This is a genomic window from Azospirillum argentinense (assembly GCF_000632475.1).
GTDB classification, from domain to species: domain Bacteria; phylum Pseudomonadota; class Alphaproteobacteria; order Azospirillales; family Azospirillaceae; genus Azospirillum; species Azospirillum baldaniorum.
In genome coordinates this window covers 1692288-1715582 of sequence record NZ_CP007793.1, presented here as the reverse complement: position 1 = coordinate 1715582, position 23295 = coordinate 1692288, and the positions used below count along the sequence as shown (strand labels likewise).

Annotated in this window: 23 protein-coding genes; 21 read left to right on the top strand and 2 right to left on the bottom strand. The window is 67.1% G+C overall.

Annotated features, from left to right (window positions below; genetic code table 11):
* Positions 1-12 precede the first annotated feature (12 nt).
* From nuoI to ABAZ39_RS08090, 18 genes are all read left to right on the top strand, one after another.
* A complete protein-coding gene (gene nuoI, locus ABAZ39_RS08175) occupies positions 13-501 on the top strand; it encodes an NADH-quinone oxidoreductase subunit NuoI (protein ID WP_014240128.1) in 489 nt (162 codons plus the stop codon).
* 36 nt (positions 502-537) lie between these two features.
* A complete protein-coding gene (locus tag ABAZ39_RS08170) occupies positions 538-1152 on the top strand; it encodes an NADH-quinone oxidoreductase subunit J (protein ID WP_014240129.1) in 615 nt (204 codons plus the stop codon).
* A gap of 2 nt (positions 1153-1154) precedes the next feature.
* Complete coding sequence (gene nuoK, locus ABAZ39_RS08165) at positions 1155-1463, top strand: NADH-quinone oxidoreductase subunit NuoK (RefSeq protein WP_014240130.1); 309 nt, start codon at positions 1155-1157, stop codon at positions 1461-1463.
* 9 nt (positions 1464-1472) lie between these two features.
* A complete protein-coding gene (gene nuoL, locus ABAZ39_RS08160; RefSeq protein WP_038528384.1) occupies positions 1473-3560 on the top strand; it encodes an NADH-quinone oxidoreductase subunit L in 2088 nt (695 codons plus the stop codon).
* Between the two features lie 24 nt (positions 3561-3584).
* The gene (locus tag ABAZ39_RS08155) at positions 3585-5111 is read left to right on the top strand and encodes an NADH-quinone oxidoreductase subunit M (RefSeq protein ID WP_014240132.1); all 1527 of its coding nucleotides are present in this window, start codon (positions 3585-3587) and stop codon (positions 5109-5111) included.
* A gap of 10 nt (positions 5112-5121) precedes the next feature.
* Positions 5122-6570 (top strand): NADH-quinone oxidoreductase subunit NuoN, encoded by a 1449-nt coding sequence (gene nuoN, locus ABAZ39_RS08150; RefSeq protein WP_014240133.1) that lies wholly within the window; start codon positions 5122-5124, stop codon positions 6568-6570.
* Complete coding sequence (locus tag ABAZ39_RS08145; protein ID WP_038528381.1) at positions 6567-7361, top strand: biotin--[acetyl-CoA-carboxylase] ligase; 795 nt, start codon at positions 6567-6569, stop codon at positions 7359-7361. The genes nuoN and ABAZ39_RS08145 overlap by 4 nt, the downstream gene beginning before the upstream one ends.
* A gap of 3 nt (positions 7362-7364) precedes the next feature.
* On the top strand, positions 7365-8138 hold the full coding sequence (locus tag ABAZ39_RS08140; protein ID WP_038528379.1) for a type III pantothenate kinase: 774 nt from the start codon (positions 7365-7367) through the stop codon (positions 8136-8138).
* Positions 8135-9853 (top strand): ribonuclease J, encoded by a 1719-nt coding sequence (locus ABAZ39_RS08135; RefSeq protein ID WP_103040651.1) that lies wholly within the window; start codon positions 8135-8137, stop codon positions 9851-9853. The genes ABAZ39_RS08140 and ABAZ39_RS08135 overlap by 4 nt, the downstream gene beginning before the upstream one ends.
* 33 nt (positions 9854-9886) lie before the next feature.
* Positions 9887-10291: a methylmalonyl-CoA epimerase gene (mce, locus tag ABAZ39_RS08130; RefSeq protein ID WP_038528376.1), complete on the top strand. Its 405-nt coding sequence runs from the start codon at positions 9887-9889 to the stop codon at positions 10289-10291.
* A 28-nt stretch (positions 10292-10319) separates the two neighbouring features.
* A complete protein-coding gene (locus ABAZ39_RS08125; protein ID WP_014240138.1) occupies positions 10320-10568 on the top strand; it encodes a DUF1467 family protein in 249 nt (82 codons plus the stop codon).
* Positions 10569-10593: 25 nt separating this feature from the next.
* Positions 10594-11193, top strand: coding sequence for a DNA-3-methyladenine glycosylase I (locus ABAZ39_RS08120; protein WP_014240139.1), 600 nt, complete (start codon positions 10594-10596; stop codon positions 11191-11193).
* A 415-nt stretch (positions 11194-11608) separates the two neighbouring features.
* Entirely contained in the window at positions 11609-12493 is an 885-nt protein-coding gene (locus ABAZ39_RS08115) for a hypothetical protein (RefSeq protein WP_038530999.1), read from the top strand.
* Positions 12494-12501: 8 nt separating this feature from the next.
* Positions 12502-12900, top strand: a complete 399-nt coding sequence (locus tag ABAZ39_RS08110; protein WP_038528371.1) for a hypothetical protein — start codon at positions 12502-12504, stop codon at positions 12898-12900.
* A 124-nt stretch (positions 12901-13024) separates the two neighbouring features.
* Entirely contained in the window at positions 13025-14338 is a 1314-nt protein-coding gene (gene proS, locus ABAZ39_RS08105; protein WP_038528368.1) for a proline--tRNA ligase, read from the top strand.
* Positions 14339-14489: 151 nt separating this feature from the next.
* On the top strand, positions 14490-15737 hold the full coding sequence (locus ABAZ39_RS08100; protein ID WP_038528365.1) for a lipoprotein-releasing ABC transporter permease subunit: 1248 nt from the start codon (positions 14490-14492) through the stop codon (positions 15735-15737).
* Positions 15730-16419, top strand: a complete 690-nt coding sequence (locus ABAZ39_RS08095) for an ABC transporter ATP-binding protein (RefSeq protein WP_038528362.1) — start codon at positions 15730-15732, stop codon at positions 16417-16419. Before ABAZ39_RS08100 ends, ABAZ39_RS08095 begins: the two co-directional genes overlap by 8 nt.
* Positions 16420-16563: 144 nt before the next feature.
* Entirely contained in the window at positions 16564-17421 is an 858-nt protein-coding gene (locus ABAZ39_RS08090; protein WP_038528359.1) for a dienelactone hydrolase family protein, read from the top strand.
* A gap of 15 nt (positions 17422-17436) precedes the next feature.
* Here the strand turns inward: ABAZ39_RS08090 and ABAZ39_RS08085 are convergent, their stop codons facing one another.
* Together ABAZ39_RS08085 and ABAZ39_RS08080 are read right to left on the bottom strand one after the other, a co-directional pair.
* Positions 17437-18324, bottom strand: a complete 888-nt coding sequence (locus tag ABAZ39_RS08085; protein WP_038528356.1) for an EamA family transporter — start codon at positions 18322-18324, stop codon at positions 17437-17439.
* Between the two features lie 82 nt (positions 18325-18406).
* Positions 18407-19009, bottom strand: a complete 603-nt coding sequence (locus ABAZ39_RS08080; protein ID WP_038528353.1) for a hypothetical protein — start codon at positions 19007-19009, stop codon at positions 18407-18409.
* A 191-nt stretch (positions 19010-19200) separates the two neighbouring features.
* Here ABAZ39_RS08080 and dnaE point away from each other — a divergent pair, with 191 nt between their 5' ends.
* From dnaE to ABAZ39_RS08065, 3 genes are read left to right on the top strand one after another with little or no spacing between them, the layout of a single operon-like run.
* The gene (gene dnaE / locus ABAZ39_RS08075; protein WP_038530997.1) at positions 19201-22683 is read left to right on the top strand and encodes a DNA polymerase III subunit alpha; all 3483 of its coding nucleotides are present in this window, start codon (positions 19201-19203) and stop codon (positions 22681-22683) included.
* A gap of 48 nt (positions 22684-22731) precedes the next feature.
* Positions 22732-22911, top strand: a complete 180-nt coding sequence (locus ABAZ39_RS08070) for a hypothetical protein (protein ID WP_038528350.1) — start codon at positions 22732-22734, stop codon at positions 22909-22911.
* A complete protein-coding gene (locus tag ABAZ39_RS08065) occupies positions 22908-23183 on the top strand; it encodes a type II toxin-antitoxin system RelE/ParE family toxin (RefSeq protein WP_038528347.1) in 276 nt (91 codons plus the stop codon). The genes ABAZ39_RS08070 and ABAZ39_RS08065 overlap by 4 nt, the downstream gene beginning before the upstream one ends.
* Positions 23184-23295: the final 112 nt, after the last annotated feature.

Here is a 23295-nt window from a genome sequence, read left to right as displayed (position 1 = left end):
GACGAAGAGGCCATGGCGTTCCTCGATCGTGCGGCGCGCAGCCTGTTCCTGACCGAACTGTTGGGCGGCCTCGGGCTCACCCTGCGCTACATGTTCAAGCCCAAGGTGACCCTGAACTACCCGTTCGAAAAGGGCCCCATCAGCCCCCGCTTCCGCGGCGAGCACGTCCTGCGCCGGTATCCCGGCGGCGAGGAGCGCTGCATCGCCTGCAAGCTGTGCGAGGCGGTGTGTCCGGCCCTGGCCATCACCATCGAGGCCGAACCGCGTGAGGACGGCAGCCGCCGCACCACGCGCTACGACATCGATATGACGAAGTGTATCTACTGCGGCTATTGCCAGGAGGCTTGCCCGGTGGACGCCATCGTGATGGGTCCGAACTTCGAGTTCTCCACCGAGAACCGTGAAGAGCTTTTCTACAACAAGCAGAAGCTGCTGGCGAACGGCGACCGCTGGGAAGCGGAAATCGCCCAGAACCTCGCGGCCGAGGCGCCGTACCGGTAAGTCGTTGCAGTGCGGTAAGCGGAAACGGGGATAACGATGATTGTTCAAGGCATCGCCTTCTACGTCTTTGCCGCGCTGCTGGTGGCCTCCGGTGTGATGGTCATCTCGGCGCGGAATCCGGTTCATTCGGTCCTTTATCTGGTCCTGGCCTTTTTCCAGGCCGCCGGCCTGTGCGTGCTGCTCGGGGCCGAGTTCATCGCGATGATCCTGGTGATCGTCTATGTGGGCGCGGTCGCGGTGCTGTTCCTGTTCGTGGTGATGATGCTCGACATCAACTTCCGCGAGCTGCGGGCGGGCGCGCTCCAGTACCTGCCGATCGGCGGGCTGATCGGCCTCATCCTGCTGGCCGAGCTGGCCGCCGTGCTCGGCGGCTGGATCATCGCGCCGGCGGCGGAGAAAGCCGCCTCGGCGCCGGTCGCGGCGATGGCCGGTGCGACCAACACCGAGCAGCTCGGCCAGCTGATCTACACCCACTACGTCTATCTGTTCCAGGCGTCGGGCCTCGTGCTGCTGATCGCCATGATCGGCGCCATCGTCCTGACCCTGCGTCAGCGTGAGGGTGTCCGGAAGCAGAACATCGGCTCCCAGCTCGCCCGTCGGCGCGAGGACGTGGTCGCCATCCGCAAGGTGCCGACCGGGGAGGGCGTGTGATCATGGAAATCGGTCTCGGGCATTATCTGACGGTCTCGGCCATCATCTTCACGCTCGGCGTCCTCGGCATCTTCCTCAACCGGAAGAACGTCATCATCATCCTGATGTCGATCGAGATGATGCTGCTCGCCGTGAACCTGAACTTGGTGTCGTTCTCGGTCTTCCTGAACGATCTGGTCGGGCAGGTCTTCTCCATGATCATCCTGACCGTCGCCGCCGCCGAGGCGGCCATCGGTCTCGCCATCCTGGTGGTGTACTTCCGCAACCGCGGCTCCATCCGGGTCGAAGACATCAATCTGATGAGGGGCTAAGGCAGCGCCATGGAAGTCCTTGTCGTATTCCTCCCGCTCCTGGCGTTCCTCGTCGCGGGTTCCATCGCCCTGTTCGGCGGACCGAAGGCGGAGCCGGCGCACGCCGGCGGCCACGATCACCATGGGCATGACCACGGTCATGGCCACGACGCCCATGCGCATGACGCGCACGCTCACGACGAGCATCACGAAGACGGCCACGACGACCATCACGTCGTCGCCGGGCCGCCCACCGTGGGCGACCGCGCCGCGCAGTTCGTCACCACCGGTGCCGTCCTGCTCTCCGCAGTCCTGTCCTGGGTGCTGTTCTTCGACGTCGCCGTCGGCGGCCATCCCCGCACGATCGAGCTGATGAGCTGGATGCGCAGCGGCGGCCTGGACGTGTCCTGGGCGCTGCGCGTCGACCAGCTCACCGCGGTCATGCTGGTGGTGGTCAACACCGTGTCGTCGATGGTCCATCTGTATTCCATCGGCTACATGGCCGAGGACCCGCAGAAGCCGCGCTTCATGGGTTACCTGTCGCTGTTCACCTTCGCCATGCTCATGCTGGTGACGGCCGACAACCTCGTGCAGCTCTTCTTCGGCTGGGAGGGCGTGGGTCTCGCCTCCTACCTGCTCATCAACTTCTGGTACGAGAAGCCCTCGGCCAACAACGCGGCGATCAAGGCCTTCCTGGTCAACCGCGTCGGCGACTTCGGCTTCGTGCTCGGCATCTTCGCGATCTTCGTGCTGACGGGCTCCGTCCAGTTCGACGCGATCTTCGCCAAGGCGCCGGAACTGGCCGGTCAGACGCTGCATTTCCTCAGCTGGAACTTTGACGCGCTGACCGTCACCTGCCTGCTGCTGTTCATCGGCGCCATGGGCAAGTCGGCCCAGCTCGGCCTGCACACTTGGCTGCCGGACGCCATGGAAGGCCCGACCCCGGTGTCGGCGCTCATCCACGCGGCCACCATGGTGACCGCCGGCGTGTTCATGGTCTGCCGCCTGTCCCCGGTCTTCGAATACGCCCCGACGGCGCTGGAGATCGTGGCCGTGGTCGGCGCCCTGACGGCCTTCGTCGCGGCGACCATCGGGTTCACCCAGTTCGACATCAAGCGCGTCATCGCCTATTCGACCATGAGCCAGCTCGGCTACATGTTCTTCGCCGCGGGCGTCTCCGCCTACGGCGCGGCGATGTTCCACCTGTTCACGCACGCCTTCTTCAAGGCCCTGCTGTTCCTCGGCGCCGGCTCGGTGATCCACGCCCTGCACCATGAGCAGGACATGCGCAACATGGGCGGCGTCTGGCGGAAGATCCCCTTCACCTACGCGGTGATGTGGATCGGCAACCTCGCGCTCGCCGGTCTGCCCTTCTTCGCCGGCTACTATTCCAAGGACATGATCCTGGAGGCGGCCTTCGCCTCGGCCAGCCCGGTCGGCAAGTTCGCCTTCGCGCTCGGCATCGCCGCGGCCCTGCTGACCGCCTTCTACTCCTGGCGTCTGCTGTTCATGACCTTCCACGGCAAGCCGCGGATGGAGAAGTCGGTCTTCGACCACGCTCATGAATCGCCGATCGTCATGCTGATCCCGCTGGCGGTGCTGGCGGTGGGCGCGCTGTTCGCCGGCTTCGGCTTCCACGAGCTGTTCATCGGCCACAGCATGGAGCATTTCTGGGGCAAGACCATCCTGGTGCTGGCGGACAACAACAGCATCGAGGCGGCCCACCACCACACCCCGGGCTGGGTCAAGCTGGCTCCGCTGGTCGTCGGCCTGATCGGCATCGCGCTCGCCTACATCATGTACATGGCGATCCCGGGCCTGCCGGAGAAGGTCGCCACCACGTTCCGTGGCGTGCACCAGTTCCTGTACAACAAGTGGTACTTCGACGAGCTGTACGACCGTCTGTTCGTGCGCACGGCCAAGTATCTGGGCTACGGCCTGTGGAAATCCGGCGACGGCGCCGTGATCGACGGTGTCGGTCCGGACGGGATCGCCGCCGCCACCCGCGACGTCGCGGCGCGCGCCAGCCGCCTCCAGTCCGGCTACGTCTATCACTACGCCTTCGCGATGGTGATCGGTGTGGTGCTGCTGGTGGCTTGGCTCTCGGTGTTCGGTTGAGCGGTTTGAAGGGGAACAAGAACAATGGCTAGCTGGCCGCTCCTGTCGTTCACGACCTTCCTGCCGCTGGCCGGTGTGGCGCTGATCCTGCTCTTCTGCAGGGGCAACACGCCGGATGTGGTTCGGAACGTCCGTTACGTCGCGCTCTGGACGACGGTCATCACCTTCGTCCTGTCGCTGTTCATCTGGTTCAACTTCGACCCGCGCAACCCGGGCTACCAGCTCGTGGAGAAGGCGGCGTGGATTCCCGAGTTCGGGATCTCCTACCACATGGGTGTGGACGGCATTTCGATGCTGTTCGTCATCCTCTCCACCTTTCTGATGCCGCTCTGCATCCTCTCCTCCTGGGAGGCGGTGCAGACCCGAGTGAAGGAGTACATGATCGCCTTCCTCGTGCTGGAAACCCTCATGGTGGGGATGTTCTGCGCGCTGGACTTCGTCCTCTTCTACATGTTCTTCGAGGGCGTGCTGATCCCGATGTTCCTGATCATCGGTGTCTGGGGCGGGGCGCGGCGCGTCTACGCGGCGTTCAAGTTCTTCCTCTACACGCTGCTCGGCTCGGTCCTGATGCTGCTGGCCATCCTGGCCATGTACTTCGCGGCCGGCACGACGGACATCCCGACGATCACGGCGACCCACTTCCCGCGCAACATGCAGCTCTGGCTGTGGCTGGCCTTCTTCGCGTCCTTCGCGGTGAAGGTGCCGATGTGGCCGGTGCACACCTGGCTCCCCGACGCCCACGTCGAGGCGCCGACCGCCGGGTCGGTCATCCTAGCCGGCGTTCTGCTGAAGATGGGCGGCTACGGCTTCCTGCGCTTCAACATCCCGATGCTGCCCGAGGCGACCGAGTATTTCGCCCCGATGGTCTACGCGCTGTCGATCGTCGCGGTGATCTACACCTCCCTCGTCGCCCTGGCGCAGGAGGACATGAAGAAGCTGATCGCCTACTCGTCCGTCGCCCACATGGGCTTCGTCACCATCGGCATGTTCGCGCTGAACCAGCAGGGCATCGAGGGCTCGATCTTCACGATGCTGTCGCACGGCATCGTCTCGGGCGCGCTCTTCCTCTGCGTCGGCGTCGTCTATGACCGGCTGCACACCCGCGAGATCGCCCGCTACGGCGGTCTGGTGAAGAACATGCCGAAATACGCGGTGGTCTTCCTGTTCATGACCATGGCCTCGGTCGGCCTGCCGGGCACCTCCGGTTTCGTCGGCGAGTTCCTGGTCCTGCTCGGCGCCTTCCGCGACAACACCTGGGTCGCCTTCCTGGCCGCCACCGGCCTGATCCTGGGCCCGGCCTACGCGCTGTGGCTGTTCCGCCGCGTCGTGTACGGCAAGCTGGTCAAGGCGGACGTCCGCGCGATGTTCGACCTGAACACCCGCGAGGTTGCCATCTTCCTGCCGCTGATCGTCGTGGTGCTGTGGATGGGCGTCTACCCGAACAGCTTCCTGAACGTCACCTCGGCGTCGGTCGGGCAGCTGATCCAGACCTACCAGACCAAGCTGGCCGCCGCTCAGGGCGGGGCCGACGTCTCCGTCGCCGCGCGCTAGAGGTTCCGACATGACCGCTGTGTTTCCCGACATCTGGCCGGCCCTGCCGGAAATCTTCCTCGCCTGCGCCGGCATGGCCCTGCTGCTGATCGGCGTGTTCCGCGGCGACGGCTTCACGCGCCCCATCGGCTACATGACGATGGTGGCGCTGCTGCTGGCTGCCATATTGACCATGGGCTACGGCACCGGCCGGGTCGTCACCTTCAATGGCCTCTTCGTGATGGACGCCTTCGGCGTCTTCATGAAGGTGCTGATCCTCGTCGCCGCCTCGCTGTCGGTCCTCCTCGCGCTCGGCTTCAACGAGCGCGAGAAGATGGCCCGGTTCGAGTTCCCGGTGCTGATGCTCTTCGCCACGCTCGGCATGCTGATGATGGTGTCGGCCAACGACCTCATCTCCCTCTATGTCGGGCTGGAGACGCAGAGCCTCGCGCTCTACGTCATCGCCGCCTTCCGCCGCGACAGCGCCAAGTCCTCGGAAGCGGGCCTGAAGTACTTCGTGCTCGGCTCGCTCTCCTCGGGCATGCTGCTGTACGGCGCGTCGATGGTCTACGGCTTCGCCGGCACGACCTCTTTCGACAAGATCGCCGCCCTGTTCGCCGGCGGCGCGCATCCGTCGGTGGGCGTCATCATCGGCTTGGTCTTCGTCGTCGCCGGTCTGGCCTTCAAGATCTCCGCCGTTCCGTTCCATATGTGGACGCCGGACGTCTACGAGGGCGCGCCGACCCCGGTCACGGCCTTCTTCGCCGCCGCCCCGAAGGTCGCCGCCATCGCGCTGGTCACCCGCCTGCTGATCGAGCCGTTCGGTCATCTGGCCCACCAGTGGCAGCAGATCATCATCGTCAGCTCGATCCTCTCGATGTCGCTCGGCGCCTTCGCGGCGATCACCCAGAGCAACATCAAGCGGCTGATGGCCTACAGCTCCATCGGCCACGTCGGCTACGCCCTGGTCGGCCTCGCCTCCGGCACCCAGGAAGGCGTGCGCGGCGTGCTGATCTACATGGCGGTCTACATCGTCATGAACATCGGCACCTTCGCGGTCATCCTGTGCATGAAGCAGCAGGGCCGCATGGTCGAGGAGATCAAGGACCTCGCCGGTCTGTCGCGCACCAACCCGCTGCTGGCGGGCGCGATGGCGGTGTTCATGTTCTCCATGGCGGGCATCCCGCCGATGGCCGGCTTCTTCAGCAAGCTCTACGTCTTCCTCGCCGCCATCGAGGCGCAGCTCTACACGCTGGCGGTGATCGGCGTGCTGACCAGCGTCGTGGGCGCCTACTACTACCTGCGCATCATCAAGATCATGTACTTCGATGAGCCGGTGGAGGCGTTCGACAAGATCGGCGATGACGGGATGACCGGCATCCTGATCGCCACCGGCCTGTTCACCCTGCTGTTCTTCGTGGTTCCGGCGCCGATCCTGAACTACGCGGCGGCGGCGGCGGCCTCGCTGTTCGCCGGATGACGGCAGGCAACGAAGCGGAGGCGGCGCGTTTGCGCCTGCCTTCGGGCTTCCGGGTGATGGCCTTCGACTCCGTCGGCAGCACGAACGACGAGGCGAAGGCCTTCGCGCGTTCGGGGGCTGCCGAAGGCACCATCGTATGGGCCAAGCGGCAGGAGTCGGGCCGCGGCCGCCGCGGCCGGGCCTGGACCTCGCCGGAAGGCAATCTGTACAGTTCGACCATACTGCGTCCCTCGCGCCCGCCGGCCGAGGCGGCGCAGATTTCGTTCGTGGCGGCGCTCGCCATCGCCGACACCGCCGCCGCCGTTCTCCCCGATCCCGACGGCGTGCGCTGCAAATGGCCGAACGATGTTCTGGTGCATGGCCGCAAGCTGTCCGGCATCCTGCTCGAGTCGGAGGCAGCGGCCGGGGGCGGGGTCTCCTGGCTGGTGCTCGGCGTCGGCATCAACCTGCGGCATTTTCCCGAGGGCACCGACTACGCGGCCACGTCGCTGGCGGCGGAGGGCGCCCCGGCGCTCCAGCCCGCGGCCCTGCTGGAAATCTACGCGGAGCAGTTGGCGCGCTGGTACGGCGTCTGGGCGGAGCATGGCTTCGGCCCCGTGCGCGACGCCTGGATGAAGCGGGCTCGGGGTTTGGGCGAGCCCATCGTCGTCCGTCTGCCGGACCGCACGCTGACCGGCACGTTCGCCGATCTGGACAGCGACGGCGTTCTGTTGCTTGATCGGGATGACGGGGCGGGGCGCCAGCGCATCGCCGCCGGAGACGTGTTTTTCCCACCCGCGGTGGAGACCTGAGAGATGCTGCTCGCCATCGACGCCGGAAACACCAACGTGGTGTTCGCGATCTATGAGGGCGACGAACAGCGCGGCCTGTGGCGCACGGCGACCGACAAGAAGCGCACCGCCGACGAGTACATGGTGTGGGTGACCCACCTGATGGCGCTGAAGGGCTTGGGCCCGGCGAACATCGACAGCGCCATCATCGCCAGCGTGGTGCCCGGCGCGACCTTCAACCTGAAGCGCCTGTGCAAGGATCATTTCGGCTGCGATCCACTGGTGGTCGGCCAGCCGGGGGTCGATCTCGGCACCCGCGCGCTGGTCGACCGGCCCGACGAGGTCGGTGCCGACCGTCTGGTCAACACGGTGGCGGCGGCGGCCACCTACAAGACGCCGCTGATCGTCATCGACTTCGGCACGGCGACGACCTTCGACGTGGTCGACCGCGACGGCAACTACCGCGGCGGCGTCATCGCGCCCGGCCTGAACCTGTCGCTGGAGGCGCTGCAGATGGCGGCGAGCAAGCTGCCCCGCGTCGAAATCCAGCAGCCGGGCCACGTCATCGGCACCAACACCGTCGAGTGCATGCAGTCCGGGGTCTTCTGGGGCTATGTCGGCCTGATCGAAGGGCTGGTCAACCGCATCCGGGCGGAGTACGGCGAGCCGATGACGGTCGTCGCGACCGGAGGGCTAGGTGTGCTTTTCGCCAAGGCAACCCATGTAATCGAACACACCGACGGCGAACTCACGCTGCGCGGCCTCCTCCTGATCCACAAGCGCAACACGGCCCAATGACCCATCCCGACTCCGCTCCCTCCGTCCACCCGGTCGAGGGAGACGGCGACCTGTTCGCTCCCGAGGACGACGCGCTCTACTTCCTGCCGCTGGGCGGTTCGGGCGAGATCGGCATGAACCTCAACCTCTACGGCCATCGCGGCAAGTGGTTGATGGTGGATCTCGGCATCTCCTTCGCGGACGATACGATGCCGGGGCTGGACGTCATCATGCCGGACCCCGCCTTCATCGCGGAGCGTCGGCACGACCTCGTGGGCATCGTGGTCACGCACGCGCACGAGGATCACCTGGGGGCCATCCAGTATCTGTGGCCGCAGCTTCGCGTGCCCGTCTACTGCACGCCTTTCACCGCCGCCGTCCTGCGCGCCAAGCTGCACGAGCGCGGGCTGGCCGGGGTGGTGCCGGTGCATGAGGTGGCGCTGGGCAGCACCATCGAGGTCGGCCCCTTCTCGGTCGAGTATGTGACGGTCACCCATTCGATCCCTGAGCCGAACGCCCTGGCGATCCGCACCACCGCCGGCACGGTGCTGCACACCGGCGACTGGAAGCTCGACCCTGAACCACTGGTGGGGGAGGCGGCCGACGAGGAGCGGCTGCGCGCCATCGGCGACGAGGGCGTGCTGGCGCTGATCGGCGACAGCACCAACGCTCTGGTGCCCGGCAGCTCCGGGTCGGAAGGCAGCGTGCGCAAGACGCTGACCGAGCTGATCGGGCAGTTCCCCGACGTGCGCGTCGCGGTGAGCTGCTTCGCCACCAACGTCGCGCGGCTGGAAAGCATCGCCCACGCGGCGGCGGCGCACGGGCGCCACGTCGCCCTGGTCGGGCGGTCGATGTGGCGGATCAACGAGGCCGCGCGCTCCAACGGCTACCTCGCCGACCTGCCGGCCTTTCTGACCGAGCATGACGCCAACTACGTGCCGCGCGACAAGCTGGTGCTGGTCTGCACCGGCAGCCAGGGGGAACCGCGCTCCGCGCTCGCCCGCATCGCGTCGGACGACCATCCCCAGGTGTCGCTGCAGCGCGGCGATGTGGTGGTTTTTTCCTCGCGCGAGATTCCCGGCAACGAGCGGGCCATCGGCCGCATGCAGAACCTGCTGGTCAGTCAGGGCATCCGCATCGTCACCGCCGACGAGGCGCCGGTCCATGTGTCCGGCCACCCCGCGCAGGACGAGCTGGTCCGCATGTACCAGTGGGTGCGCCCGCGCATCGCCATGCCGGTCCACGGCGAGCAGCGCCACCAGCTGGAGCACGCCAAGCTGGCCCGCGCCTGTCAGGTGCCGGAGGCTCTGGTCCCCGGCAACGGCGACCTGATCCGGCTGTCGCCCGACGCGCCGCCGCGGGTGGTGGCGCAGGTCCGCTCCGGCCGCATGGCGCTGGACGGCAAGCGGCTGATCCCGCTCGACACCGGGCTGATGCGGGCGCGCCACCGGATGGTCCACAACGGCGCCGCCGTCGTCACGCTGGTGATGAACGGCAAGGGCGAGCTGGTGACCGCGCCGCAGATCGCGGTGATGGGGCTGCTCGACGACTCGGCGGACCGCGACATGCTGCTCGACGTGGTGGACGCGGTGCGCGAGGCCGTCGCCGAGATGCCGAAATCGGCCCGCGCCGACGACGAGCAGGTGCGCGCCGCCGCCCGGATCGCCGTTCGCCGCTGCTTCAACGCGACGCACGGCAAGAAGCCGGTGACGGACGTTCATCTGGTCCGTGTATAAGCGAATCCGACTTTACGCCTTTCGGGAGGACCCATGATCGGGAAGCTGAACCACGTCGCCATCGTCGTGCCGGATCTGACGGCGGCGACCGCGCTCTACCGCGACACGCTGGGCGCCGCGGTGTCCCAGCCGGTGGACCTGCCGCCGCACGGCGTCACCGTCGTCTTCGTCGAGCTGCCCAACACGAAGATCGAGCTGCTCCATCCCTTTGGCGAGAAGTCGCCGATCGCCGGCTTCCTGGAAAAGAACCCGTCTGGCGGCATCCACCACATCTGCTACGAGGTGGACGACATCCTGGCCGCCCGCGACCGGATGAAGGCGCAGGGCGCCCGCGTTCTGGGCGACGGCGAACCGAAGATCGGCGCCCACGACAAGCCGGTGCTGTTCCTGCATCCCAAGGACTTCTGCGGCACCCTGGTGGAGCTGGAGCAGGCCTGAGGCAAGGCGCGAAAACCGGAGGCATGCGATGGGCTGGGTGACGGGCATCAGCGTCTATGTGGTCGTCTGGTGGGTGGTGCTGTTCGCGGTGCTGCCCTGGGGCGTGCGCACCCCGGCCCAGCCCGAGCCGGGCATGGCGAGCAGCGCGCCGGAGCGCCCGCGCATCCTCCTGAAATTCGCCGCCACGACCCTGGTCGCGGCGGTGGTGTGGCTGGTCATTTTCGGCATCGTGCAGTCGGACCTGATTTCCTTCCGCGAGATGGCCAAGCCGCACTGATCCCCCTCCCGGAAGGAGCCTTCGCGTGAGCCTGACCTATTGCGACGCGGCGCCCGGCCACGCGCATCACGGCCCCTACCACGACAGCGAGTACGGCTTCCCCAGCGCCGACGACCGGGTGCTGTTCGAGCGGCTGATTCTGGAGATCAATCAGGCGGGCCTGTCCTGGCTGACCATTCTGAAGAAGCGCGAGGCCTTTCGCGCCGCCTTCGACGCTTTCGACATCGACCGCGTCGCTGCCTATGGCGAGGCGGAGCGGGAACGGCTGCTGGCCGATCCGGGAATCATCCGCAACCGGCTGAAGGTCGACGCCGCCATTGAGAACGCGCGGCGGATCGTGGCCCTGCGCGAAACGCACGGATCGTTCGACGGCTGGCTGCGCGCCCATCACCCCTTGAGCAAGGCGGAGTGGATCCGGCTGTTCAAGCGCACCTTCCGCTTCACCGGCGGCGAGATCACCGGCGAATTCCTGATGAGTCTCGGCTATCTGCCGGGCGCGCATCAGCCCCGTTGCCCGGTCTGGTCCGAGGTCGCCATGCTCGATCCCCCTTGGATGGTCGCCGTTCGGCAGGGGTTCGCAGGATACGACGCTCATAAAGCAGGCATATCGGCGCCTATGACGTAATCAACCGCCTATGTCTTGGGCGAAACCTGCGAATTCTTTGCTGACGACTTGGTTTATTCCAAATTCCGTCTTGTCATCGGGTGGGGTCGGGTTCAATGTACTTGGTGTGACGAGAGGGGTTCTTCCCTCTTTTCCGACGCCTGGTGGCGATTCCTCCCTAAACCTCGGGCCGCGCCGCGATCGCCGCGCGGTCCTTTTTTCGTCCCGGCCCGCTTCACGGAGCCCACGATCACCTTCGTCCGTAGGCAGACGGACCGTTGTGCTTCGGTACAGAATGAATTAACCCTTTGCGGGTATAGCTCATCCTACTGTGCGGGAGGCGGGCGAGCGTCCGTTCCGGCTTTGGATTCAAGTGCGGCGGCGTTCGCAGCCGGAATTTGCGGCCGTCAGCGGGGAGAACGATGCCGAGGCGCCGATGACCGCGGGTGATAACGAGAAGTTCGAGCAGTTCGCGGCCATTCTGACCACCGAACTGCTTGACCGCACCCGCAAGAGTCTTGAACTGCTGACCCCCGAAGAGCAGCCGGCGGCCAAGCTCCCCTTTGCCTTGACCCCATCCTTTCAGGAAATCTACGCCGAACTGGTGCGCGTCGGGATCTTCCCGGTTCTGCTCAGCCGCCGTCCGGTGCGGGCCATCGTCGGCGACGTGGATTGGCCGCGGGACGGGCGCGACTATCTGCTGACCGTCCTCGACGACCGCTCCAACGCCGTCTTCACCGCCTGGGATTACGCCTGGGACGCGCTGTGGGACGAGCGGAAGGTGGGGGCGGACAGCGGCTCCTCGGCACCGGCCAAGAAGAAGGGCTTCTTCGCCTCGCTGTTCGGCCGCAAAACGGACAAGCCGGAAAAGAAGGCCAGCGAGCAAGGTGCGGAGGGCGACGTGATGGCCGGCCTCTACACCATGCTGAACGAGCAGGCCGAGCGCCGCGGCTACCTGCCGCTGTTCCATGACGACATCAAGGTGCTGAAGGGGCTGGTCCGCGTGAAACCGGCGCGCATCTTCCAGGCATGGAAGGAGATCAACCAGTACCATCACCAGGAATTCTACCTGTCGGGCCAGGATCAGGCGAAGCCGGGGGTGACCTCGGAATGCCTGCAGAAATGGCATTACAACCTGCCGGACCGGATCGGCGAGTTCCTGGTGCTGAAGGCGGCCGTCGACATGGAGTTCGTGAACAAGCCCTTCCTCGGCAAGTACATCCGCCAGTCGGCACGCACCCAGGAGGAGGCGGAGAAGGGCATGCCCTATCTCGCCACCTACTGGAAATCCATGAAACAGTCCGCCGCCGCCCAAGGCTGAGGTCCGCCATGATCCGCCGCTCCGCCCTGTCCGTCATCGCTATGCTGGCGCTGTCCGGTGGGGCAGCGGCGCAACCGATCGATCTCTCCGCCTGCCGGTTCCTGACCGCTCACCGCCCGGCGCCGGGGGTGGACTACACGCCCGGCCTGGATGTGAACGGCAAGGCGGTGGCCCCCGCCGACCTGCCGGGCTCGGCCGGCGCCGCGCCGCCGCTGGAGCGGTTCGACATCCCGGTGACCGTGGATTTCGCCCGCCGCATGGGCTTCCCGGTGCCGCAAGGTGGGGCGGCGCCGGGTGTCGAGGTCGGCTATCTGACCTGGTACGCCAACCGCCTTTACTTCAACGGCCAGCCCATCGGCGCGCCGAGCGAGGCCGAGGTCTATGCCTATTGCCGCACCGTCCGATAGGGCGGTCCGCCTCCTGACGCGTGCCGTGACGATGGACAAGCGCGCGGTGGCTTCCTAAAGTCGCTCTCCCTGTTGCGGACCGGCGCACCGCCGGACGAATCCCCTCGAAACCGAGAGCAGAGCCATGCGGCTATCCACCTTCTTCCTGCCGACCCTCAAGGAGACCCCGACCGAGGCGCAGATCGTCTCGCACCGCCTGATGCTGCGGGCCGGGATGATCCGCCAGACCAGCGCCGGCATCTACGCCTGGCTGCCGCTGGGCCACCGGGTCCTGAAGAAGATCGAGCAGATCGTCCGCGAGGAGCAGGACGCCGCCGGCGCCCAGGAACTGCTGATGCCGACCATCCAGTCGGCGGAGCTGTGGAAGGAAAGCGGCCGCTACGACGATTACGGCAAGGAGATGCTGCGCATCACCGACCGTCACGACCGCGAGATGCTGTTCGGTCCCACGAACGAGGAGATGATCACCGACATCTTCCGCGCCTTCGTGAAGAGCTACCGCCAGCTTCCGCTGAACCTCTACCACATCCAGTGGAAGTTCCGGGACGAGATCCGCCCCCGCTTCGGCGTGATGCGCGGGCGCGAGTTCCTGATGAAGGACGCCTACAGCTTCGACATCGACGCGGCCAGCGCCCGGCGCTCCTACCAGAAGATGTTCCTGGCCTATCTGCGCACCTTCGCCCGCATGGGGCTGAAGGCCATCCCGATGCGCGCCGACACCGGCCCCATCGGCGGCGACCTCAGCCACGAATTCATCATCCTGGCCGAGACCGGCGAGAGCGGCGTCTTCTGCCACAAGGATTGGCTGACCCTGGACGTGCTGCAGAACGCCCCGGGCTTCGACGAGGACCTGCAGCCCTTCTTCGACACCTACACCTCGATCTACGCGGCGACCGACGAGAAGCACGAGCCCGGCAACTGCCCGGTCGCGGAATCGGATCTGGTGTCGGCCCGCGGCATCGAGGTCGGCCACATCTTCAACTTCGGCACCAAGTACTCGAAGCCGATGAACGCCGTCGTCGCCGGTCCGGGCGGCGAGCCGGTCCCGGTCGAGATGGGCTCCTACGGCATCGGCGTGTCGCGCCTGATGGGCGCCATCATCGAGGCCAGCCATGACGACAACGGCATCATCTGGCCCGACGCCGTGGCGCCCTTCAACGTCGGCCTCGTCAACCTGAAGGTCGGCGACGCCGAGACCGACCGCGTCTGCCAGGAGCTGTATTACAAGCTCCGCGCCAACGGGCTGGACGTGCTCTACGACGACCGCGACGAGCGTCCGGGCGTGAAGTTCGCCGACATGGACCTGATCGGCCTGCCGTGGCAGCTCGTCGTCGGGCCGCGCGGCCTGAAGAACGGCGTGGTCGAACTGAAGCGCCGCGCCACTGGCGAGAAGCAGGAGCTGTCGGTGGACAGCGCCCTGGAGAAGCTCTCGGCGTAACACCGTGGGGCGGGGGAGCGGGCGCCTTGGAAGGTCGCCCTTTTCCTGCCACGGTTAAGCACTTATGTTGCGGGGCGGCGGACTGGTTGCGGTCCGCCGCCTTTGCTTTTGCCGGGCCTCCGTCGCCCGCCCTTCGCTCATCGGGAGCCGCATGATCTTCTCCGCCTTTGAACGCATGGTCGCGATGCGCTATCTGCGGGCGCGCCGCCAGGAAGGGTTCATCTCGGTCATCGCCGGATTCTCGCTGCTGGGCATCGCGCTCGGCGTGGCGACGCTGATCATCGTGATGTCGGTGATGAACGGCTTCCGGGCGGAGCTTCTGGGCCGCGTGCTCGGCCTGAACGGCCATCTCAACGTCTACAGCAGCCGTGGCGGCCCGCTGCCCGACTACGACCCGCTGGTGCAGCGGCTGCAGGGCGTGTCCGGCGTGGTCGGGGTGACGCCGACGGTCGAGGGGCAGGCGCTGGTGTCGGTGCGCGGCGTCGCCTCCGGCGCGGTGGTGCGCGGCGTGCGGCCGGAGGACTTCCGGGTGCGCCCGACGCTGTCGCGCAACATCGTGCGCGGCACCGTGGAGGCGTTCGGCGAGGACAACATCGCCATCGGCATCCGCATGGCGCAGCGGCTGGGTCTGGCGGTCGGCGATCAGCTCACCCTGATCGCGCCGCAGGGCAACGTCACCGCCTTCGGCACGGTGCCGCGGATGCGCAGCTTCACCATCGGCGCCGTGTTCGACGTCGGCATGTTCGAATACGACAACAGCTTCATCTTCCTGCCCCTGCCCGAGGCCCAGGCCTTCTTCCGCACGGGCGAGGCGGTGACCTCGCTGGAGGTCTTCGTCAGCGACCCGACCCGGATACGGGAGGCGCGCGACGCCATCCAGTCGGCGGTGGCCGGGGTGGGGCGGGTGGTCGACTGGCAGCAGTCCAACGCCAGCTTCTTCACGGCGCTCCAGGTCGAGCGCAACGTGATGTTCCTGATCCTGTCGCTGATCATCACGGTGGCCGCCTTCAACATCATCTCCAGCCTGATCATGCTGGTGAAGGACAAGGGGCGGGACATCGCCATCCTGCGCACCATGGGCGCAACCCGCGGCATGATCATGCGCATCTTCTTCCTGTCCGGCGCCTCGGTGGGGGTGGCGGGGACGCTGGTCGGTGTGGCGCTCGGCGTGTCCTTCGCGCTGAACATCGAGACGATCCGCCAGGGCATCCAGGCGCTGACCGGCACCAACCTGTTCAACGCCGAGATCTATTTCCTGTCGCAATTGCCGGCGAAGATCGACTGGTCGGAGGTGGTCCAGGTCACGCTGATGGCGCTGGGCCTGTCCTTCGCCGCCACCGTCTACCCGTCCTGGCGGGCGGCCCGTCTCGATCCGGTGGAGGCCCTGCGCTATGAGTGAGCCGATGCTGGAACTGTCGGGGATCGTCCGGACCTTCGAGCAGGCGGGGACCGAGCTTCAGGTGCTGCGCGGGGCGGAGCTGACCGTCCATGCGGGCGAGCTTGTCGCCCTGGTCGGCCCGTCGGGCGCCGGCAAATCGACCCTGCTGCACATCGCCGGCCTGCTGGAGCGGCCGACCGCCGGCACGGTGCGGATCGCCGGGACCGACGTGTCCGCCCTGGACGACGGGAAGCGGACGGAGGTGCGCCGCCGCTCGGTCGGCTTCGTTTACCAGTTCCATCACCTGCTGCCGGAATTCTCCGCGCTGGAGAACATCGTGCTGCCGCAGATGATCAACGGCGTGGCGAAGCGCACCGCCCGCGAGCGCGCACTGGAACTGCTGCGCATGGTCGGGCTGGAGCCGCGCGCCGGCCACCGTCCGGCCCGCCTGTCCGGCGGCGAGCAGCAGCGGGTCGCCATCGCCCGCGCGTTGGCCAACGGGCCGGGCCTGCTGATCGCCGACGAGCCGACGGGCAATCTCGACCCGCACACGGCGGAGGGGGTCTTCGCCATGCTGACCTCCATCGTCCGGCAGGCGCGGGTCGGCGCGCTGATCGCCACCCACAACCTGGAGCTTGCCAACCGCATGGACCGGGTGCTCGAAATGAGCGATGGCGTCCTCGTGGAGCACGCGCGGGTTTGACCGCCATCGCGGCGCGGCCGGGGGATCGGCCAAACCGCGGCAACCGGCCAAACCGCTTAAGAGTGGCATCGCCGTTCGGCGGATTGGTGATCGGTGCGTCCTGGGGCAGACTTCGCGCAACCCAACAAGGAGGGACCGGAGTTCATGGATCAGAAGATCATCGATCTGTACGACGAGTACACCCACCGGCCGCTGCCGCGCCGCGTCTTCCTGGAGCGGCTGGCGGTGCTGGCGGGCAGCGCGGCGGCCATTCCGGCGATCCTCTCCCAGATCGAGCCGAACTACGCCCTGGCCGCCGAGGTTCCGGAGGACGACAGCCGGATCGCCACGGACCGCGTCACCTTCCAGGGGGCGACCGGCGACGTTCAGGCCTACCGGGCCCGCCCGAAGCTGGCCGAGCAGGCGCCGTCGGTGGTGGTGATTCACGAGAACCGTGGCCTGAACCCTTACATCGAGGACGTGACGCGGCGGCTGGCGGTGGCCGGCTTCGTCGCCATGGCTCCGGATCTGCTGTCCCCGCTCGGCGGCACCCCGCAGGACCCCGACCGTGCCCGCGAGATGATCGGCCAACTCGACCCCGACAAGACGGTGAACAACCTGATCGCGTCGATGAGCGACCTGATGGCCTACCGCTATTCCAACGCCAAGGTGGGGGCTATCGGCTTCTGCTGGGGCGGCGGCATGACCAACCGGCTGGCCATCAAGGCGCCGGACCTCAAGGCGGGCGTCGTCTTCTACGGCCCGGCGCCCGACCCGACGCTGGTCACCACCATCAAGTCGCCGCTTCAGCTCCATTACGCCGGGTTGGACAACAATGTGAACGCCAAGGTGCCGGCCTATGAGGAGGCCCTGAAAAAAGGCGGCAAGTCTTACCAACTCTTCATGTACGACAACGTGAACCACGCCTTCCACAACGACACGTCGGCGGAGCGCTACAACAAGGAGGCGGCGGACCTCGCCTGGGGCCGGTCCGTGGAGTTCCTGAAGAAGAACCTGACCTGAGCGATCAGGCCCGAATCAGGGCCGATGGGTGGCCGGCCGTGCGGAAGGCAGCTTCAGCACGGCCACCGCCAGCCCGGCCAGCACCAGAAGCGCGCCGGCCATCTTCAGCGGCGTGAAGCTCTCCCCCAGGACCAGCGCGCTGGAACTCATGCCGAAGACCGGCACCAGCAGCGAGAAGGGCGCCACCAGGCTCGCCGGATAGTGGCGCAGCAAAAAGCCCCAGGCGGCGAAGCCGAACAGCGTCGCCCCGAAGGCGATGTAGGCCACCGCCCCGACGCCCAGCGGCGTCAGATGGGTCAGGGCCTGCCAAGCCCGGTCCGGGCCCTCCATCCCCAGCGACAGCAGCAGCAGCGGGATCGGCGGCACCACACTGACCCACAGCATCATGCGGAACAGGTCCGGCGCTTTGGCCTGCTTCATCAGCAGGTTCGCCACGCCCCAGGTGGCCGCGGCGGCCATGACCAGCCCCAGACCGAGCAGCGACTCGCCCGCCGGCATCTCCAGAGCGATCAGGCCGATCCCGGCGAAGGCCACCGCCATGCCCAGCACCTGCTTCGGACCGGGCCGCTCCCCCAGCACCAGCGCGGCGAACAGGGCGGTGAAGAAGGCCTGCGACTGCAGCACCAGCGAGGACAGTCCGGCCGGCATGCCGATGTCCATCCCGACGAACAGCAGCGAGAACTTCACCACCCCCAGCACCAGCCCGATGCCCAGGATGAAGCGCCAGGGCACCGGCGGACCGCCGCGAACGCCCAGCACGAGAAGGGGCAGCGCCGCCAACGCGAAGCGCAGGGCGCAGAACAGGATCGGCGGAAAGTCCGCGAGACCGACCTTGATGGCGACGAAGTTGAAGCCCCAGATCGCCGCGACGGCGACGGCAAGGCCGATGTGGGCGGTGCGCATGGAGCCGAAGGCTAGAGATGCACAACCCGCCGGTCAACGCGGCGCTCAATGCGCCCATCGCGGGTCAGATCCCCGAATCGCTTCACTTGTCCGTGTGCAGGATGCGGCACTCGTCCAGCGCGGCCAGCGCCCAGGAGGAGCCGCCGAGATTGACGTCGCCGATCTCGGTCCCGCCGCCGTCCCGCTGCAGCGTCACCGCGCGCGACCGCATGAAGGGTTCGAACAGATCCTCGTACTTGGGCAACTCGACCGGAACCACAACGCCGCCGTCGGGCAGGGGGCTGGCCTCAAGCGCCATGGTCTCGCCGTCGGGGAAGATGGCGGTCAGGCGGCTTTCCGCGTCCTTGCCGGCTTGGGCGTGCTGGTCGGCGTTGACCAGCATGGCCGCGCCCTTCGCCGTCGCCCGGAAGGAGAGGGGGGAGGAGTCGTCCGCCCGCGTGGCGTAACAATAGGCCGAGCCGGTCTTGGTCGCCGGATGCGCCCGCACGACCCAGCCCTTGTTCTGCGCAACGACGCGCCCCGGCGCGTCGGACAGGGGGGAGGCGGGCGTAGCGGTCGGCGGCGGCCGGTGGGTCTGCTCCGCGGACGGTGCGGGGGCGCCGGTGGTCTGGCAAGCCGTGAGGAGCGTGGCCGCCAGCACCGCCAGGACGGCGCTGGAGCGGATGCGGCGCATGGAACGGGTCATTCTCGGATCGTGGCTCTGCCTCTTTCGATAGCACGAACACGCATGATCGGGGAATCTTCCCTTACCTTCGACAGGGTTGGCGCATCGCCGCATGGCCGGGCCCGCGCTTGGTCCCTTGCAGTGCGGGACGGGATGCGCGACGACTAAGGGGAAACGTCCCCTCTTCGCTGGAACCGGTGCCCATCTCCGCCATGCCCCACGCCGACTTCATCCACCTGCGCGTCCACTCCGCCTATTCCCTGTCCGAGGGCGCCATCAAGGTGAAGGAGCTGGTCAAGCTCTGCCAGAAGAAGGAGATGCCGGCGGTCGCCGTGACCGACACCGGCAACCTGTTCGGCGCGCTGGAGTTCGCGCTGGCTGCCGCGGATTCGGGTGTGCAGCCGATCATCGGCACGGTTCTGGGCATCACCCGAGTCGGTCCCGCCAACGGCAAGCCGGGCCTGCCGGGCAAGGCGGCGTCGGTCCCTGACCAGCTCGTCCTGCTCTGCCAGACCGACGAGGGCTACCGGAACCTGATGAAGCTGGTGTCCAAGGCCTTCCTGGAATCGGACCCGATGGCCGGGCCGCAGATTCCGCTGGACGCGCTGGAGGGCCATTCCGCCGGGCTGATCGCGCTGACCGGCGGTCCCGGCGGCTCGGTCGGGCGGCTGCTGGGCGAGGGGCAGAAGGATCTGGCGCTCGACGTGCTGGAGCGACTGAAGCGGCTGTTCCCCGGTCGCCTCTACGTCGAGCTTCAGCGCCACCGCGACCATTTCGCGGTGATCGAGGACGCCATCGAGCCGGCGCTGATCGATCTCGCCTACGCCCACGACCTGCCGCTGGTCGCCACCAACGACTGCTATTTCGCGACCGAGGACATGTACGAGGCGCACGACGCGCTGCTCTGCATCGCCGAGGGCGCCTACATCAGCCAGACCGAGCGCCGCCGCCTCACCCCCGACCACCGCTTCAAGTCGGCCGAGGAGATGCGGGACCTGTTCAAGGACCTGCCGGAAGCGGTGGACAACACGGTCGCAATCGCCCGGCGCTGCTCCTTCCTGCTGAAGCCGATCAAGCCCATCCTCCCGCCCTTCCCCTGCGAGGGCGGCCGCGACGAGGGGGAGGAGCTGCGCGCCCAGTCCCGCGAGGGTCTGGAGATGCGGCTGAACAGCGTCGTCTACACCCCGGACATGACGCCGGAGCAGCGCGAAGAGACCCGCAAGACCTATTTCGAGCGGCTGGAGTTCGAGCTGGATGTCATCGTGTCGATGAAGTTCCCCGGCTACTTCCTGATCGTGTCGGACTTCATCAAGTGGGCCAAGTCGCACGACATCCCGGTGGGGCCGGGCCGCGGCTCGGGCGCGGGCTCGGTCGTCGCCTGGGCGCTGACCATCACCGACCTGGACCCGCTGCGCTTCGGCCTGCTGTTCGAGCGCTTCCTGAATCCCGAACGCGTGTCGATGCCCGACTTCGACGTGGACTTCTGCCAGGACCGCCGCGAAGAGGTGATCCGCTACGTCCAGGACAAGTACGGCTACGACCGCGTCGCCCAGATCATCACCTTCGGTAAGCTGCAGGCCCGCGCCGTGCTGCGCGACGTCGGGCGCGTGCTGCAGATGCCCTACGGGCAGGTGGACAAGATCTGCAAGCTGGTGCCGAACAACCCGGCCAACCCGGTGACGCTGCAGCAGGCGCTCGACAGCGAGGAGATGCTGCGCCAGGCCCGCGACGGCGACGAGACGGTGGCGCGCCTCGTCAACATCGCGCTGAAGCTGGAGGGGCTGTACCGCCACGCCTCGACCCACGCGGCAGGCGTGGTGATCGGCGACCGGCCGCTGCACGATTTGGTGCCGCTGTACCGAGACCCGCGCTCCGACATGCCGGTCACCCAGTTCAACATGAAGTTCGTCGAGCAGGCCGGGCTGGTGAAGTTCGACTTCCTCGGCTTGAAGACGCTGACCGTGCTGAAGACGGCGGTGGACCTGATCCCCGAGAAGCCGGACCTGACCACCGTCACGCTGGACGACCCCCGAAGCTACGAGATTCTGGGGCGCGCCGAATCGACCGGCGTGTTCCAGCTGGAAAGCTCGGGCATGCGCGACGTGCTGCGCCGGCTGAAGCCGAACCGGCTGGAGGACATCATCGCGCTGGTGTCGCTCTACCGCCCTGGCCCGATGGACAACATCCCCAAATACATCAAGGTCAAGAACGGGGAGGAACTGCCCGACTACATGAATCCGGCCCTGGAGCCGATCCTGAAGGAGACCTTCGGGATCATGATCTACCAGGAGCAGGTCATGCAGATCGCCCAGGTGCTGTCCGGCTATTCGCTGGGCGGCGCCGATCTTCTGCGCCGCGCCATGGGCAAGAAGATCAAGGAGGAGATGGACAAGGAGCGCGACAAGTTCGTCGTTGGCGCCAAGGACAAGGGCGTGGACCCCGATCAGGCCAGCATGATCTTCGATCAGGTTGCCAAGTTCGCCGGCTACGGCTTCAACAAGAGCCACGCCGCCGCCTACGCCCTGGTCGCCTACCACACCGCCTATCTGAAGGCGAACCACCCGGTGGAGTTCATGGCGGCGTCGATGACGCTCGACCTCGGCAACACCGACAAGCTGAACGTCTTCCGGCAGGAACTGGTGCGGCTGAAGATCAAGCTGCTGACGCCGGACATCAACAAATCCGACAGCATCTTCGGGGTCGAGGCGCTGCCCGACGGCACCAAGGCGGTGCGCTACGCGCTGGCCGCCGTGAAGGGCGTCGGCCTGCCGGCCATGAAGGCGGTGGTGGAGGAGCGGCGCAAGAACGGCCCTTACAAGAGCCTCTTCGACTTCGCCCGCCGCCTCGACCTGAAGACCATCAACAAGCGCCAGCTTGAAAACCTGACCTGCGCCGGTGCCTTCGACGGCATCAACCCGAACCGCGCCCAGGTGCACGCGGCGCTGGAGACGCTCATCCGTTACGCCCAGGCCGAGGCGGCGGAGCGCGACAGCGGCATCGGCAACCTGTTCGGCGGCGCCGGGGGCGGGCTGAAGGAGCCGGACCTGCCCAAGGTCAAGGAGTGGGAGCCGCTGGAAAAGCTGAAGCACGAGTTCGGCGCCATCGGCTTCTACCTGTCTGCCCACCCGCTGGACGCCTTCGCCGGGCCGCTGGGCCGCATGAGGGTGGTGCGATCGGCGGACCTTGCCACGGCGGTGACCGGCGGCGGCTCGACCCGGCGCAGCGTCGCCGGCATCGTGGTCAGCCGCAAGGAGAAGACCGCGAAGTCAGGCAACCGCTTCGCCTTCGTGGAGCTGTCCGACTCCAGCGGCGGCTACGAGGTGACGGTCTTCTCCGAGGTGCTGGCGACCAACCGCGACCTGCTGGAGGCCGGGCGCCCGGTGCTGATGACCGTGGACGTCCAGATGAACGGCGAGGACATGCGCCTGACCTGCCAGGAGGTGAAACCGCTGGAGGACGCCGTCGCCCAGGTCTCGGACGGCTTGAAGGTGGTGGTGCGCGACGGCGGGCCGGTGGAGAGCATTCGCGGCATGCTGGAGCGGCTGGCCCGCGGCAAGGGCAAGATCCACCTGCTGGTCGAGATCGACCCACTGAAGGAGGTGGAGATCCAGCTTCCCGGCTCCTTCAACATCACCAACCAGAGCCGTGCCGCGCTGAAGGCGGTGCCGGGGGTGGTCGAGGTGGTGGAGCTGTAATCGGGTGCACAGCTGGAAAAGGCCGCGCCGGGATGTCATATTCAAGCCATGCCGAACCTCGCCCGCCAGCTCGACGATGAAGCCGCCGAATCCGATGCTCTGAAGGCTGCGGTCGCAACGGCGCGCGCAGACCGGCGCGGCGTGCCGCACGAGCAGATGCGGGAATGGCTGTTGCGGGTGGCCGATGGTGAGTTCGGTGCGGAGCCGCCGGAGACTCGCGACCTGTGACGGTAGTCTGGCGAGCGGCGGCGCGTGCCGATCTCGTCCGCATCCTGCACTATGTCTCGCAGGAAAATCCGGTCGCCGCTCGGCGCCTGGCCCAGGAGTTGGTTCTTGCGGGTGACAGCCTGCAGGTGTTTCCGCGACGCGGCCGCCGGGGCTTGGTCGAGGGCACGCGGGAACTGGTCGTCGTCCGTCCCTATGTCATCGTCTACGACATCGGCGAAGACGAAACCGTTTCGATCCTGCGGCTCTGGCACAGCGCTCAAGACCGCGGTTAACCGCTGAGAAAACAGGATCGCGCTTCCGACCGAATTGGCAAACCGGTGTTGCCAAAGCGGTTGCGGCGGGCTATGTAAGCGCCGTCGTCAAAACCTCACGCGGGCTGGCGGT

Bases quoted from the DNA above. Each gene is read 5' to 3' on its own strand.
- nuoI (WP_014240128.1), top strand. From the start codon at position 13: ATGGCGTTCCTCGATCGTGCGGCGCGCAGCCTGTTCCTGACCGAACTG.
- ABAZ39_RS08170 (WP_014240129.1), top strand. From the start codon at position 538: ATGATTGTTCAAGGCATCGCCTTCTACGTCTTTGCCGCGCTGCTGGTG.
- nuoK (WP_014240130.1), top strand. From the start codon at position 1,155: ATGGAAATCGGTCTCGGGCATTATCTGACGGTCTCGGCCATCATCTTC.
- nuoL (WP_038528384.1), top strand. From the start codon at position 1,473: ATGGAAGTCCTTGTCGTATTCCTCCCGCTCCTGGCGTTCCTCGTCGCG.
- ABAZ39_RS08155 (WP_014240132.1), top strand. From the start codon at position 3,585: ATGGCTAGCTGGCCGCTCCTGTCGTTCACGACCTTCCTGCCGCTGGCC.
- nuoN (WP_014240133.1), top strand. From the start codon at position 5,122: ATGACCGCTGTGTTTCCCGACATCTGGCCGGCCCTGCCGGAAATCTTC.
- ABAZ39_RS08145 (WP_038528381.1), top strand. From the start codon at position 6,567: ATGACGGCAGGCAACGAAGCGGAGGCGGCGCGTTTGCGCCTGCCTTCG.
- ABAZ39_RS08140 (WP_038528379.1), top strand. From the start codon at position 7,365: ATGCTGCTCGCCATCGACGCCGGAAACACCAACGTGGTGTTCGCGATC.
- ABAZ39_RS08135 (WP_103040651.1), top strand. From the start codon at position 8,135: ATGACCCATCCCGACTCCGCTCCCTCCGTCCACCCGGTCGAGGGAGAC.
- mce (WP_038528376.1), top strand. From the start codon at position 9,887: ATGATCGGGAAGCTGAACCACGTCGCCATCGTCGTGCCGGATCTGACG.
- ABAZ39_RS08125 (WP_014240138.1), top strand. From the start codon at position 10,320: ATGGGCTGGGTGACGGGCATCAGCGTCTATGTGGTCGTCTGGTGGGTG.
- ABAZ39_RS08115 (WP_038530999.1), top strand. From the start codon at position 11,609: ATGACCGCGGGTGATAACGAGAAGTTCGAGCAGTTCGCGGCCATTCTG.
- ABAZ39_RS08110 (WP_038528371.1), top strand. From the start codon at position 12,502: ATGATCCGCCGCTCCGCCCTGTCCGTCATCGCTATGCTGGCGCTGTCC.
- proS (WP_038528368.1), top strand. From the start codon at position 13,025: ATGCGGCTATCCACCTTCTTCCTGCCGACCCTCAAGGAGACCCCGACC.
- ABAZ39_RS08100 (WP_038528365.1), top strand. From the start codon at position 14,490: ATGATCTTCTCCGCCTTTGAACGCATGGTCGCGATGCGCTATCTGCGG.
- ABAZ39_RS08095 (WP_038528362.1), top strand. From the start codon at position 15,730: ATGAGTGAGCCGATGCTGGAACTGTCGGGGATCGTCCGGACCTTCGAG.
- ABAZ39_RS08090 (WP_038528359.1), top strand. From the start codon at position 16,564: ATGGATCAGAAGATCATCGATCTGTACGACGAGTACACCCACCGGCCG.
- ABAZ39_RS08085 (WP_038528356.1), bottom strand. From the start codon at position 18,324: ATGCGCACCGCCCACATCGGCCTTGCCGTCGCCGTCGCGGCGATCTGG.
- ABAZ39_RS08080 (WP_038528353.1), bottom strand. From the start codon at position 19,009: ATGACCCGTTCCATGCGCCGCATCCGCTCCAGCGCCGTCCTGGCGGTG.
- dnaE (WP_038530997.1), top strand. From the start codon at position 19,201: ATGCCCCACGCCGACTTCATCCACCTGCGCGTCCACTCCGCCTATTCC.
- ABAZ39_RS08070 (WP_038528350.1), top strand. From the start codon at position 22,732: ATGCCGAACCTCGCCCGCCAGCTCGACGATGAAGCCGCCGAATCCGAT.